The sequence below is a fragment of the Enterococcus sp. DIV1089c genome, from assembly GCF_050530965.1.
Lineage (GTDB): Bacteria > Bacillota > Bacilli > Lactobacillales > Enterococcaceae > Enterococcus_B > Enterococcus_B hirae.
The window spans coordinates 898,774-912,650 of record NZ_CP172888.1 but is presented as its reverse complement, the minus strand read 5'-3'; the positions used below and the strand labels follow the sequence as shown (position 1 = coordinate 912,650).

The window sequence follows — 13,877 nt, the reverse complement described above, 5'->3', positions numbered from 1 at the left end:
ACCAAACTTAGCGATTCGCTTGTCTTTGAACTTGTTCATGCGGTTTTCTTTCATTAGAGCTGTGACCTTCTTGGCTTGCTTTTTCTTTTATCTGAGTCATACGCAGTTTTTTTTCTAGCGGCTTCATTTGTCCTAAATTACTTTTCGGTTCAAAATGATCCGTGGTAGGAAATAACCTCTTCTTTCCGTCTGTCTCTGTTAAATCCATCATATTATTATTTAACTTCTTATGCTCGCTCACTGTTGATTCTGTTAATATTTCAGTCTGGCTTTCCTTATCCACTGATTCTTTTATCTGAGTCAAACGCAGTTTTTTGTCTAACGGCTCCATTTGTCCTAAATTACTTTTCGGTTCAAAATGATTTGTGGCAGGAAATAACCTCTTCTTTTCTCTCGCCTCTGTTAAAGCCATATCATTATTTAACTTCTCTTGGTCGCTTACTATTACCTCTAATGATATTTCAGTTTGGCTTTCCTTATTCGTTGATTCTTTTTTTTGAAGTTCCTTAGGCAATACTTTTTTTAAATCTAAAGCGATATCTATATAAAAATCGGTTATTTTTTTGGCTTTATTTAGTAATCTCTGCTGACTAAAACTCCTATCCACTTGAAAAGAGTATAATTCAGGTCTATATATTGGGTTTAACTTTATCTTCTTAAACCCAGCATAATTGACGAGGATCACTCGTAAATTTTCACAACACCAGAATGGATTTTCTTGATACAACTTATAAATTTTTCTTTCTTCAAACAATCGTGCTCTTTTTTCTCTCGCATATTCTAATGCAAAACGTCTAATCCCGGTATGTTTTTTGAGGAACTCTCTATTCATCATCTGAAGAAATTCTTTTGAAGAAGGTAGCGAAATAAAAGGAAGTCTGTTCTGACATTTTTTCAATAATTTTTCCCCTATTTCGGGTTCTTTCCTTACTAAATGGTTGAAGATTGGCTGAGTCGAAAGATGATTTATAAACTGCTCTTCTATACTGATCCTAGGGTCATTCTTATTAATCTTAGCTACTGATTGTTCGATTTCTTTTTTCAGTCTTTCTTTTATGCTATTTTTTTCTTCTTTTTCGGTGGGGATATTTTCTATTAGAGTTCCTTTTCGTTCCATATGTTTTTCAATTACTTTTGCGATTGTTTGAAGTATGGATATTTGAATATTATCGGTTACTATCGGGCCTTTTTTATATGTAGCTTCCCAATTTTTCATTTGATCGTCTGTAAAATGGATACCTAATTTTTCCAAACTTTCTCTCGTTACTTGATGAGAATTAAATTCTCCGACTATTTCAGGAAAGTAATAGGCGATTTTTTGTTGTTCTAATGTTTCTTTCATTTCATTAATTAGTGAAAGAAAGCCTATTTTAGTTTCTTGTCCTAATTCCTCTTTATTTGTTAAGTGTGCCCCAAAATTAGTCTGATCTAGATGCTTTATAGAAGCTGCAGAACCAATTTTCTGATAAAATTCAGAGCGATTTTTTTCAGTTAGTGATGAATCAACTTGTTGTAGGACAAACTCTTTAATCGCTGTAAAGGTTGTTTGACGATAAACAGTTACGAGTGGATCAATCTCTTGTTTGTTTTGGTTTACTACTCGCTCCAATTCTAAAGCTGTTTGATGATCGATTTCTTCTGCAACTGCACGGATAACTTCTTTTTCAGTAATCAATTTATTTAATTCTTTTTTTTCAGTTATCGTTAAACAAGCCCTCAAATTGCCAGAGATTTTCCCTTTAAAAGATAAGTCTGTTTTTTTAAGACAAACGTCTACATAAGCTTTTAATTCAAGCTTTGATAAGTTATCCTTCTGCAAAAATATTGAAAGATAAGGATCTTTTTTTAGATAATCGTAAAACTCTTCCCTTTCTTCTAAACTTAAATTTGGTTTCATTACTGTTTGAATCGCTGCTTCTCTTTGCATATCTGTATCTAACTTTTCAGCTAGTTCTTTTATAAATTGCTGTAATCGAGTGTTGCCCGAAACAGAACAAATATTAGCCTGTCCTATATGTATTTCTTTCCCCTCACCCATTTGATAATTATAAACGCCATGTCTTACTAATTCTTTCAGTTGGGTGTCATTTGCAATCTGCTTTTCTTTCCTTTCCTTTTGTAGAACTTTTTTTGATTGCTTAGTTTGCCGTAGCTTTATGAACTTTTGATGATAATTTTCTATTATATACTCGGCTCTGTCTTGACTTTCCTTATCAAAAGATTTCGGAATACCTTTCGCTTTCTCATTTTTGTCAGTTGATAGCAGATACCTAATTACATCTACACAAAACGGTAGGTCTCGCTTTCCCAATTCATAAATTTGTTGAGATAATTCCGCATCTTTTCCAAAGTATTCTCTTGCAAGTTGATGTGCTGAATTTTTAAAATGAGTAACGACGGTTGGCGTCGCCTTTGCAAAATCTTTCAACGGAACTGCTGGAGCAATGTTTTGATAGTATGTAAGTAGTTCTTTGACTTTAGGGTCTTTTTCTGCGATCGCTAAAATTTCTTCATCCGTTTTCAGTTGACTTGCTTCCACCTCTTGGCTAAATCGTTCTAATTTTTTCTCTATTCTCTTCTTTACAGCGATAAATAAAGGATCAATTTCAGCTACAGATTGCCATTCGGGTAATAAAATGAATTGTTTAATTATTTTGTTGTTCTGAAATGAGTTCTGACAATTTCAGATTTTCGTCTACAGTTAAATCTTTTTTCAAAGCGTGTATCAAACTTTTTTGATATCCATTGGTATCACTTGTTCTTCTATACAGGCTAAGTGATACGCTCTAATTTCAAGTGGTGATTGTATTTTCTGGTCAAGAAACACCCGAATTTTATCTTCCCTAAACTTAATATTCGCTAGCTTTAATCCTTTTTCTCTCAATGCATCTTGCATCTGACTTTTCACTGCAAATTCAGCATGGTTAGCAGGACTTAAATATATTTTTGCTTGTGTTTTGATGTATTCTTGGTTAGTCGTTGAAAAGGATTTTTCATAAATATCTGTGAAAAAACCAAGCCTTCCTTCTTGTTTTCCTTGCTGTATTTCTTCAAGCTGAAATACGTTTTTTAAATCTAGCTCTTTTGACAATTGGATAAGAACTCTTTTTTGAGGAACTAAGGCTTGCACTTCATTTCTTTCTTCATTTGTTAAGTTTTTCTCAAAATATTGTTGTAAACTCTTTTTCCAACTATTCATTCGGCTAAGTGGTTCGTATTTCATTTCTAGATAAGCTAACTCATAAGCTCTAATTTCGTTAGGAGATAAATTTTCGCGACTTAGAAATGGATTAAGAAAATCTGTTTTTTCCTATTCCTGTAAATTTTTTTTACTCTCTCCCTCTCGTATCACGTGACCTATTTCAAATCTCACATAGTTTGCTTCACTTAAATGTTTTTTAGCTTGCTCTTTGATGAATTGGCGACAAGTTACCGAAAAAGCTTTTTGATCCATCTCTTTGAACAACTGAGATAGGACTACTTGGTCGCTTTCCTTGCTATTGTCAAGCTTAGTTGCAAGTTCTGGACCTACTTCTTTTCCTAATTGTAAATATAATCTTTTTTCTGAAAATAGATTCTTCACTTTCAATATTTCTTCTGGTTTCAACTCTTTCAAAAAAAGTTTTCTCAAATTTTTTTTGATGTTGCTCTCCATTTGTTGCTCTTCTAAATAGGCTAGACAATAGGCTCTAATTTCGTTAGAAGATAAATCTTGACTATTAATAATCGGATCAAAAAAATTGTTTTTTTCTCTCTATATTTCGTATCATTTGAGTTACTTCAAATCGAGTATAATTCGTTGCACTCAAACATTTTTTAGCTTGCTCTTTGATGAATTGGCGACAAGTCACTGAAAAAACCTTTTGATTCATCTCATTGAACAATTTCAGTCGTTCTACTTGATTATCTTGATTGCTTCTTTCATATCTGACTGCAAGTTCTGGCCCTACTTCCTTCCCCAATTGTAGACATAATCTTTTTTCAGAAACTAGATTCTCCACTACTTTAATCTCTTCTGGTGTTAAATCTTTCAAAAAAGGTTTTCTCCAAAGTTTTTTGATATTGCTTTCCAGTTGTCGCTCTTCTAAATAGGCTAAACAATAAGCTTTCACTGAATAAGGAGATAAATCTTTCCGTTTAAGCATAGATTTAAGTACACTTAAAGAAGTGGATTCTTGTTTTATTATATGATTTTTTTGTTCACTATTATGTACTATAAATTCAAATTCTAAATAGCCTACTTTGCTTAAATATTTCTTCGCTTCTCTAGAAATTGCTGTTCTATTCAATGCACCATTCTTTTCATAAATAACTGTAAAAAGATCTCCCGTTGCTTTTTGCTTTCCTCGCTGTACTTCTTCACTTAAATATTTTTCTCTAGTCATTGTTGTTCTATTTAATGCTTCATACTTTTTATAAATAGCTGTAAAAAAATCTACTGTTGCTTTTTGCTTTCCTCGCTGTATTTCTTCAAGGGCTAATAAATCATGCGGTTCTATCTCTTCTATCATCTGAATATTTTGTTTTTTTAAAAGCTTGACTTCTTCAAGTTTCTTTTTTTCTTTTTTTAATAAATTTTTCTCCAAAGTTTTTTTTATTTTATTTTTGGTTTTCGGTAATAAGTTACTTTCATCGATATAAATTTCATAAATTGCTATTTTTTCCAGATGAGACATGTCAGGCAAACGGAGTAAATTGGGAAATATTTTATTATAAAAAACAGAAGAAACAGACTGTGCTTCTTCTACAGATACCTTAATTTTCTTGTTCAAAACATTGATTGTTTGAGATAATTCATAATAGACTTCATCCAAACCGGTATTTTTTTTCAGGCATGGAATCGCATGGTTTTTAATGAATGAATCCCATTTTTCTTCAAGAACGGGTTGATTACCGGATTTTTTTATTTCAGTAAATATTTTTGTTTTTAGTTTCTCTGACTCTATCCCTCGTTCCAGAACCATAACTGTTCTCACTAAATCATTAAACCAATTAGGACTATTTTCACCTTTATTTACCACTGGTTTGATCAACAAATCACTGACCTGCGCTTCTAGTCTTTTAGTTGATTCTGCTGTTTTTTCATTAGAAATCTTATGATAAAAACTATAGATATCGATTGTTTTCTTTCGTGATTGCTGATCTAATGACTGAACATCTTTAAACTGATCTTCAAAAGCTTGGTCCGCTTCATTAGTTATTTTTTTAACAGCTTATGAAAAGTAACGTAAGTTTTCGCCATTCCCTCTAAAGATCTGTACTGTAACAATTCATTTTTATGAAGAGTATTTATCCATTCTCTAACTATTGCTTGTTCGTTCACAGTTAAACGCGGCATAACATATCTTTCAAAGTTAACTTGGTGTTGTTCCCAATCCCTTGGAACAAATGCCGGCTTATTCATGAATAAAAGATTATATAAATAAATACTATCTGACATCAAATTCGGGTTATTCTTTAAATTGATAGATTCATAGCCATTTTTTCCATAGTCCACTCGATCTGCTTTAAAATATACATTAAATAAACCTTCATTTTTTTCCATTCGATCTCCTTTTCTTTATCGTCCGTTTTTGTAAATTGCAACAAATTTTAATCACTCGTATCCTTGTTCTTACTAGTATGGATAACTGTGTCGGTTCACACTGCTTTTTAGTATTGTTTTCTACCATTTTTTATGTAATAAACCAATGAAATTGAGACAAGAAGTTTTTATTCTCAAGAAATGAGCCGATAAGCCGAAATTTCTGAAGATTGGTAAAAATAATAAAATCGTTTATTGCGATTATGACCTTTGTACCTCACAACTTTTTGTCCCAGTTTCATTCGTTTTTATTCTAAAAACTATTTACAAAAATTTTTAGGCTTCAAACCCATTTTTCATGGCTACGGTTTTAAACCAATGGCCCGACTTTTTAATCGTCCGTTTACCGTCTTTGTTTAGATCGACAGCAATCAGTCCATAACGGTTTTTATAAGCGTTCGTCCAAGACCAGTTATCCATGCAAGTCCACATGTGGTAACCCACACAATTCGTTCCTTCTTGGATTGCCTGATGCACATATTTCAGATGGTCTGTGACAAAAGTGATCCGATAATCATCTTCAATCACGCCTTCCGAGTTAACGAAACGTTCTTCCCCTTCTACACCCATACCATTTTCAGAGATATAACATTTGATATTGCCATAGTTCTCTCTCGTATTCGTCAAGATATCATAGATCCCTTTTTCATAAATTTCCCAACCACGATAGATATTCATTTTTTTATTAGGCATATCATAATAATCAAAATAATCTTCTGGCATTGGTCCATTCTGATGATCAATCGGTGTTTCTTTTGCCTTGATTCTCCGAGGTTGATAATAATTGATTCCTAATAGATCAATCGTATTTTCTTTGATAATCGTTAAGTCATCGGGCCCCATCTCTGGCATTATCGCTAATTCTTTCACAATAGCAACCAACTCTGATGGAAACTCTCCTTTTACTGCAGGATCAAGAAAAGAACGATTGAAAAAAGCATCAGCGATTCTAGCAGCCTTGACATCCTCAGGGTTTGTTTCGTCTCGCGGGTAGCTAGGAGTTAAATTCAAAATGATTCCAATTTCTCCTTTTTGTCCCATCTTATGATAGGCTTCAATTGCTTTGGCACTTGCCAAATTTTCGTGGAAACCAACTTGAATAGCCTCTTTTAGATTGATATGGTTAGGATAATGAAACTGATAGAGATAACCGCCTTCTACTGGAACAATCGGTTCATTATGGGTAAACCATTTCTTTACTAAATCCCCAAATAACTCAAAACAGGTTTTTGCATAGGCCACATAGGCGTCAACCGTATCACGAGACAACCAGCCACCTGTTTGTTGTAATTCTAAAGGCATATCAAAATGATATAAATTGACAAATGGTTCAATTCCCTGCTCCAGTAATTCTGTAAAATATGAGCGGTAAAATGATACAGCCTGTTGATTCACTTCTCCTTTTCCTTTAGGGAATAGACGACTCCATTGAATGGATGTTCGGAAAGTATTATGACCTGTCTCTTTCATCAATTGAACGTCTTCTCGATATTTCGTGTAAACTTGAGAGGTTTTCTCAGGACCAACTTGATTGAAAAATTTTTCTGGCTCTAGATCATACCAATAGTCCCAAATGTTTTCTCCTTTCCCATCTCCGTCGATTCTGCCTTCTGTTTGTGGTCCACTTGCGGCGGTTCCCCACCAAAAATTCTTTGGAAAATCGTAGTGTTTCATTTCATAATCCCTCAATTCTTTTAGTAATTACCGTAATCATAAACAATCACTGAAAATAAATCAATACTTTTGATAAAAATGACTAGACATTTAAACAGACAGACGTTATACTACGTTTGTAATCGATTGCAAAATAAATTTGAGGTGAAAAAAATGAATGGTTTTATGGATAAACTTTCTCAAAAAATTATGCCCTTAGCCAATCTTTTAGGGCAAAACCGTTACTTAACTGTGCTACGGGATGCATTTATGTTGTCATTTCCGCTAACAATGTTTGGATCAATTGTGGTCGTTGTGAATAATCTACCGTTCTTCAGTGATGGTACCAAAGGCACGTTAAGCACCCTTTTTGGCAATGGTCAAAATGCGACGATGAGTATCATGTCCGTTTTTGTTACATTTGGTATCGGCTATTATTTATCAAAATCATATGATGTAGAAGGTATTTTTGGTGGCGCTGTTTCATTCGCAAGCTTTTTGATTCTCACACCTTTTGTGATGACAACAGCTGGTGGTGAAGAAGTTTCGGGTGTCCTATCACTTGATCGTCTAGGTGCTAAAGGAATGTTCATTGGAATGATTGCTGCCTTTTTAGCTGCGGAAATCTACTGTCGAATCACCAAACGTGGTTGGCAAATTAAAATGCCTGATGGCGTACCACCTGCAGTAACGAAATCTTTTGCCGCTTTGATTCCAGCTGTAGTCACATTGACTGTTTTCTTGATCATCAACGCTGTCATGACTGGCGTATTCAATGCGAACCTTCATGACTTAGTCTATGAAGTTATCCAAAAACCTCTAACTGGTTTAGGTAGTAGTTTACCTGCTACGTTGATTGCCTTATTCTTTGTTCAATTTTTGTGGTTCTTTGGTCTTCACGGTCAAATTATTGTTAATTCTGTTATGGACCCTATCTGGAATACATTGATGCTTGATAATTTAGAAGCTTATCAGCATGGGAAAGAACTACCACATATCATCACAAAACCATTTATGGAAACCTTTACCGTTGGTATCGGTGGCTCTGGAATGACGTTGGCAGTAGTATTATTGATGGCTTTTGTCTTGAAGAAAAAACAATACCGTGATGTTGGTCGTTTAGCGCTAGCACCTGGAATCTTCAATGTCAATGAACCTGCAATTTTTGGTCTTCCAATCGTATTGAATGCCACCATTTTGATTCCTTGGGTCGTTGCTCCTTTGGTCGTGACAACGTTCAACTACTTGATGATGGCAGCTGGAATCGTTCCTCCGCCTACTGGTGTTTCAGTTCCGTGGACTGTGCCGATCATTGCTAGTGGTGTTTTAGCTACCAATTCATGGCTAGGCGGTCTCTTACAAGTAGTCGATTTTGTGATCGTCGCTTTTATTTGGTACCCATTCTTAAAAGTATTAGATAAACAACCTGATTTAGACGTTGTGTAAAGCCTTATCTACTCACCTGTGAAGCAAATCATCTTCTTTCTAATAGAGATTAAGCAAATTTTATAATCTAGCATGAACAGTCATAAACATGGAATGATGTGAATTGATTTGTTCATGCTTGTTTCATTGAAATGAGTAATTCAACAACTAAACTTCGTTATTTCTTTCTTGTCGAACGAAATAACTTTCGTTATACTCAATACGAGGTGAATAACGTGCCAAAATATGAAGAAATCGCAAATGTTTTAAGGGAAAGAATCCGTTCAAAAGAATATCCACCAAACAGCTTTTTACCTAATCAGATCACTTTAGTCGAAGAATTTGGCGCAAGTCGAATGACCATCAAAAAAGCCATCAATATTCTGGCTATGGAAGGATTAGTTTATTCGCAAAGAGGGGCTGGAACCAAAATTTTAGATCATCCTTTTATCGAGAAAGATACCTCCCCTGCCAATGAGTATGAGGGACTCAGTCATCAAATGAAACGTCGTCATCGTTCACTGACGAGTCAAATCATTCAATTTGATGTCGAGTTTCCGAACCCATTTATTCAAGAAAAATTAATGATTGGTGCCGAACAACCTGTTTATAATATTCACCGTTTACGAATTTTAGACAACGAACCTTATATTTTGGAACATACATTTATGCCTGTACATTTAGTTCCAGGGCTAAAAAAAGAACATCTGCTTTCTTCTATCTATGATTACTTGCACCAAGATCTAAATCTTCATTTTGCAGGCGCCTATCGAGCAATTTCAGCAGATAAAAGTACGCACTTTGATCAGGAATACTTGAATTGTTCGGAAATAGATCCTGTTTTGGATGTGCAACAAGTCGTTTATCTAAAAGATGGTCAGCCCATCGAATATTCATCTAGTAGAAATCGGTTTGATGTCCGCAACTATTCCTTACTTGATGTCCGTTCAAACTAAAAAAATCCGTTTCAAAAATAGGAAACTATTGTGAAACGGATTTTTTGATGTTTACAAAAGAGCGGAGTCAAACAGAATAATTGCCAGAAACGTTCCCACTCACTATACTGTAATTAACACAACGCTTACTTTTTGTAAGTGCAAAGGAGGAACTCTCATGGATACTCAAATCAAAGGCATCCACCATGTTACCGCTATGACTTCAAGTCCCACTAAAATTTATCGTTTTTTTACGGATATTTTAGGAATGCGCTTAGTAAAAAAAACGATCAACCAAGATGATATCGAAATGTATCACCTTTATTTTACAGATGAATACGGCTCCCCTGGAACTGACATGACTTTTTTCGCTTTTCCTAATCAACCTCAAGGAAGTAAAGGAACGGATACGATTTCTAGAGTGTCCTTTCGAGTACCAACTGATGAAGCATTGACTTATTGGTTCAAACGCTTTGAAGAAAAGAATGTTCTTCACTCTGCGATCAAGGAACGTTTTTCAAAAAAATATCTGGAGTTTGAAGACTTTGACCATCAATTCTATCAATTGATTTCTGATGAAAACAATACAGGTGTTGCTGGTGGTACTCCTTGGAAGAACAGCAATATTCCATCAGAATATGCAATTACAGGCTTGGGACCAGTTTTTGTCCGAGTGAGTCAAATGGAACCATTACAGTTACTATTAGAACAGACTTTAGAGTTTAAACTTACTGATCAAACAGGAGCTTTTTCGCTCTTTGAAGTCGGTCAAGGCGGTAATGGAGCAAGCATCATTGTTGAACAGCGAGCAGATTTACCAAAAGAAATCGAAGGATTCGGCAATATCCATCACCTTGCCTTGCGTGTCGCTGATGAAGAAGCCTTACGTCACTGGATCCATGTGATCAATCAGATAAACGTACCAAGTTCAGGGTTTGTGGATCGCTTCTACTTCCAATCAGAATACTTCTTAGCTGCCACCCACGTTCTCTTTGAATTAGCAACAGATGGACCTGGTTTTTTTGGCGATGAATCAGCAGATACAGCTGGCGAAAAACTATCACTCCCACCACAACTCGAAAGTAAAAGAGAAGAAATCGAAGCGTACATTCGTCCCTTCGATACTCAGGATGCCAACCAACAACGAGAATGATCTTCTTTCTATCCAGACAGTCGTTTTCAAGAAACATAACTTTCAAGAAAAAGAGGTCAAATCATGGAATATTTTTTTCAAGCGGGAAAACAAACAAGTAGAAATTTACTCCTTCTTCATGGTACAGGTGGCGATGAATATTCTTTACTTGAAACCGCCCAGTTTCTTGAACCGGATGCTACGATTCTTTCTTTTCGTGGTTCAATCAAAGAAGACGGAATGAATCGCTTCTTTCGACGGAATGGGTTGAATCAATTCGATTACCAGAGTTTAGCAGAAGAAACAGCGCTTCTATACCATGAAATCTCAGCAGTTAGCCAAAAAGAAAACATCTCGTTACATGACTGGGTGATCGTAGGCTATTCCAATGGAGCGAATATCGCTGCTCACTTGCTATTATCAAGAAATACTGAGCTGCGAAAAGGAATCCTTTTTCATCCAATGTCTTTAAACGTCAATTATCCAGCAAAAGTAATGACTGATACTCAGATCTGGCTTTCTTACAGCAAGACCGATCCAATCGTCTCCTCTATAGCGATTACGAATCTGATCAAAGATTTTGAAATGCAAAAAGCTCACCTCACATTCCAAGAAACGTTTACTGGTCATCAATTAACAAAGGCTGAATTAATTGCCGCAAAAAGTTGGCTTTCTTCGCTTTCGGTTAACTAATATTGGACGAAAGTTGTGATGCATCGGATTATTTTTTCAAAGTCTCTTTTTCAAAGACTCTATAATGAGGTACGCTCCAAAAGTTGTACGTGAAAACGACAATTTTTAGGGCGTATTTTTTTGTTTCGACCTTTACGCACGAAACAGAAAAATGAATGTAAGTGCTAGATCCAACTATCCATTTTTCTCAAATCATCTCTTTTAATTTTCATTTTGGAAAATCCTTCTTGGCTCCCCCTCATTTTAAACGCATCATATTAAAGATAAATAGAAACATTCCTCATTTGAAAAAACTGTAGAATATGGATTTCTATTATAAAAATTAGAAAAAAATGAGTTTTTGATTAGCTAGATTTCCAAAAAATTGCTATAGTTTAATTAATCAGAGTTGCAATCATTTTAGCGTTCGCCATTTTTTTGTCGAGTTAATATGGTTCACTCATTAGGGAGGGGGCACGATGCTTCACAAAAAAAGAAAACAGATTCAACAAGTAATCTTTCTGTTATTGACACTTCTGTCAGTGCTTGCACAAACAAATGTTGTTCAAGCAGTTTCGTTAAATTTATTTGGTACGACTACCGCAACTAATAACAGTCAAACCAGTCCAAATGCGCCTTTTTTAAACCGAGTAAATGTCCCTGTCACTTTTCTCATTGAAGGAAAAAATGGCATCAGCGCTGGGGTTATCACAACTGGCGATAAATATGCCATTTTAGAAGCACCGACTGAAATGGTCGGGTATATCCAACCTAATGGGAATGCGACTGTTCAAACTACTGTTACTGTGCCACTTAGTCAGTCCCCTTTACAATTGATTTTGCCGACCATAACCTCTGTGATTTCGTTGATCGTCAACTCACCTTTAGTTTCCACACAAAATAAAACAGCGGTTAATCAGGCATTGTCAGAATTACGTTCGGAAACTTTTGGTGCCCAGAATCTTACTCTAGCTATCGTCCCACGCTCAAGCACTCAATATGGCGTAGCGATTAGTCAAGGGCTATTACCCATCCTGACAACGACATTAAAAAATCGGATTCAAAATTTATTAACGATCGTCCAAGCTTTACCGCTGATTGGGACTGTTTTAGGAACGTTATTGTCCCCTTTTGTCACAGCTTTGTCTCAATTTATTACGAGTTTAAATTCACCAACTTCTGATAATAGTAAAAATTTGGTTGCTGCTTCGATTTTAGGTAATACGAGTGTTTCGCTACCATTTCTTTTATCTTCGCCCAAATTGACCCAAGATCTAACAGCTAATTTTAAGGGCGGTTTTATTCAAACAGATCAGTCGACGATTCAGTTAGGAACTACTACTGGTACAACACCTGTTTATTTTTCAGCCGGAGCACTCACCTGGCAGACCACAAGCTTGCCGACTCACTTGAACTTTGGTCAGCACTTGATCCAGACCCAACAGGATGAGCACTTAGTAGCCACCAATAACAATCAAGTAACTACCGGATCGATTTCGATTACTGATACACGGACAGTTGTAAAAAATTGGCAAATAAAAGTCCAACAACTTAGTCCTTGGCAAAACGGAACCAATCAATTAACGTCCCAATTACAAATCTCAACAGCAGATTTAACAACTACCTTTCCTATCACTGGGATCACAAGTACTGCTAATCAAATGGTCCCTCTATCTATAGGCACGCAACAAACATTACTCAAATTAAATGGTGTAACTGATCCTGGTCAAGTCCAATTAGCAATCAATCAGTTCTCATTAGCGGTTCCCAAAGAAAGTCTGAAAACAAAGGGAACCTACCAAACAATGGTGGAATGGCTCTTATCGGATACACCGTAATTTATTTAGGAGGAAGAAGAAATGAAAAAGAAAACGTTATCTTTTTTTGTCTTGGGGATCAGCTTGTTTTCAAGTTCTCTCGTTTTTGCTGATTCACAAACCCAAGGAGAAGTGGCCTATGTGGAAGGCGCACTTGAATTTGACTATGCTGGCGGTATACCAACTAATTTAGACTTTGGGGATCATCCCCTGCAAACTGCAGCTGCTGAAAACTGGATTGCTACTGCTACAGGTGAACAAACCGGCTCTACACCTACTACTGGAACCGTAGCTGTTCGAGACAACCGAGGAAATCCTGCAGCTATATGGACAGTCAAGTTATCTCAAACTGACCAGTTCAAAACAGCGGATGATGTTGAGCTATCAGGTGCACAGCTCAATTTATCTTTTGGCGCACTTACAAATAACTTAGGGTTAGCCCCTACCAGTGCCTATGAAAACGATGAATTAGCGATCCAAGTATTCAATCAAGATGTTACGATTTTAGATGCAACCGCAGGTCAAAACTCGGGCGATACTGCACTAGCGATTAATCAATTCAGCTTATCTGTTCCAGCGAATACAAATAAAGTAGCCGAACAATATACTACTACATTAAATTGGACTTTCTCATCCAGTCCAACCAACTAAGAAAGGAG

12 protein-coding genes are annotated in these 13,877 nt (G+C 35.8%); 6 read left to right on the top strand and 6 right to left on the bottom strand.

Annotation, left to right across the window (positions count from 1 at the left end):
* Positions 1-7: 7 nt before the first annotated feature.
* The 6 genes from IGL30_RS04365 to IGL30_RS04340 all read right to left on the bottom strand — a co-directional run bounded on the left by IGL30_RS04365 (position 8) and on the right by IGL30_RS04340 (position 7,258).
* A complete protein-coding gene (locus IGL30_RS04365; protein WP_349700596.1) occupies positions 8-2,539 on the bottom strand; it encodes a hypothetical protein in 2,532 nt (843 codons plus the stop codon).
* A gap of 186 nt (positions 2,540-2,725) precedes the next feature.
* Positions 2,726-3,199 carry a hypothetical protein gene (locus IGL30_RS04360; RefSeq protein ID WP_430618549.1) on the bottom strand — a complete coding sequence of 158 codons (474 nt, stop codon included), beginning with the start codon at positions 3,197-3,199 and terminating at the stop codon, positions 2,726-2,728.
* Between the two features lie 111 nt (positions 3,200-3,310).
* Complete coding sequence (locus tag IGL30_RS04355; RefSeq protein ID WP_430618548.1) at positions 3,311-3,616, bottom strand: hypothetical protein; 306 nt, start codon at positions 3,614-3,616, stop codon at positions 3,311-3,313.
* Between the two features lie 115 nt (positions 3,617-3,731).
* Entirely contained in the window at positions 3,732-5,021 is a 1,290-nt protein-coding gene (locus IGL30_RS04350) for a hypothetical protein (protein ID WP_430618547.1), read from the bottom strand.
* 176 nt (positions 5,022-5,197) lie between these two features.
* Complete coding sequence (locus tag IGL30_RS04345) at positions 5,198-5,545, bottom strand: hypothetical protein (RefSeq protein ID WP_260221579.1); 348 nt, start codon at positions 5,543-5,545, stop codon at positions 5,198-5,200.
* A gap of 315 nt (positions 5,546-5,860) precedes the next feature.
* Positions 5,861-7,258: a glycoside hydrolase family 1 protein gene (locus IGL30_RS04340; protein WP_123874886.1), complete on the bottom strand. Its 1,398-nt coding sequence runs from the start codon at positions 7,256-7,258 to the stop codon at positions 5,861-5,863.
* 153 nt (positions 7,259-7,411) lie between these two features.
* On the opposite strand from IGL30_RS04340, the gene celB reads away from it, so the two are divergent.
* The 6 genes from celB to IGL30_RS04310 all read left to right on the top strand — a co-directional run bounded on the left by celB (position 7,412) and on the right by IGL30_RS04310 (position 13,869).
* Positions 7,412-8,683 (top strand): PTS cellobiose transporter subunit IIC, encoded by a 1,272-nt coding sequence (gene celB, locus IGL30_RS04335; RefSeq protein WP_010719614.1) that lies wholly within the window; start codon positions 7,412-7,414, stop codon positions 8,681-8,683.
* A gap of 215 nt (positions 8,684-8,898) precedes the next feature.
* Positions 8,899-9,618: a GntR family transcriptional regulator gene (locus IGL30_RS04330; protein WP_010719615.1), complete on the top strand. Its 720-nt coding sequence runs from the start codon at positions 8,899-8,901 to the stop codon at positions 9,616-9,618.
* Positions 9,619-9,775: 157 nt separating this feature from the next.
* Positions 9,776-10,750, top strand: a complete 975-nt coding sequence (locus IGL30_RS04325; RefSeq protein WP_123874887.1) for a VOC family protein — start codon at positions 9,776-9,778, stop codon at positions 10,748-10,750.
* 63 nt (positions 10,751-10,813) lie between these two features.
* Complete coding sequence (locus tag IGL30_RS04320) at positions 10,814-11,422, top strand: alpha/beta hydrolase (RefSeq protein WP_088745320.1); 609 nt, start codon at positions 10,814-10,816, stop codon at positions 11,420-11,422.
* Between the two features lie 458 nt (positions 11,423-11,880).
* Positions 11,881-13,239, top strand: coding sequence for an adhesive domain-containing protein (locus tag IGL30_RS04315; RefSeq protein WP_053766467.1), 1,359 nt, complete (start codon positions 11,881-11,883; stop codon positions 13,237-13,239).
* Positions 13,240-13,260: 21 nt separating this feature from the next.
* The gene (locus tag IGL30_RS04310) at positions 13,261-13,869 is read left to right on the top strand and encodes a WxL domain-containing protein (protein WP_375371626.1); all 609 of its coding nucleotides are present in this window, start codon (positions 13,261-13,263) and stop codon (positions 13,867-13,869) included.
* The last annotated feature ends 8 nt before the right edge of the window (positions 13,870-13,877 follow it).

What these genes read in the sequence shown, in the direction of transcription:
- IGL30_RS04360 (WP_430618549.1), bottom strand. Translation starts at nt 3,199, where the DNA reads ATGAATAGTTGGAAAAAGAGTTTACAACAATATTTTGAGAAAAACTTA.
- IGL30_RS04345 (WP_260221579.1), bottom strand. Translation starts at nt 5,545, where the DNA reads ATGGAAAAAAATGAAGGTTTATTTAATGTATATTTTAAAGCAGATCGA.
- IGL30_RS04340 (WP_123874886.1), bottom strand. Translation starts at nt 7,258, where the DNA reads ATGAAACACTACGATTTTCCAAAGAATTTTTGGTGGGGAACCGCCGCA.
- celB (WP_010719614.1), top strand. Translation starts at nt 7,412, where the DNA reads ATGAATGGTTTTATGGATAAACTTTCTCAAAAAATTATGCCCTTAGCC.
- IGL30_RS04325 (WP_123874887.1), top strand. Translation starts at nt 9,776, where the DNA reads ATGGATACTCAAATCAAAGGCATCCACCATGTTACCGCTATGACTTCA.
- IGL30_RS04320 (WP_088745320.1), top strand. Translation starts at nt 10,814, where the DNA reads ATGGAATATTTTTTTCAAGCGGGAAAACAAACAAGTAGAAATTTACTC.
- IGL30_RS04315 (WP_053766467.1), top strand. Translation starts at nt 11,881, where the DNA reads ATGCTTCACAAAAAAAGAAAACAGATTCAACAAGTAATCTTTCTGTTA.
- IGL30_RS04310 (WP_375371626.1), top strand. Translation starts at nt 13,261, where the DNA reads ATGAAAAAGAAAACGTTATCTTTTTTTGTCTTGGGGATCAGCTTGTTT.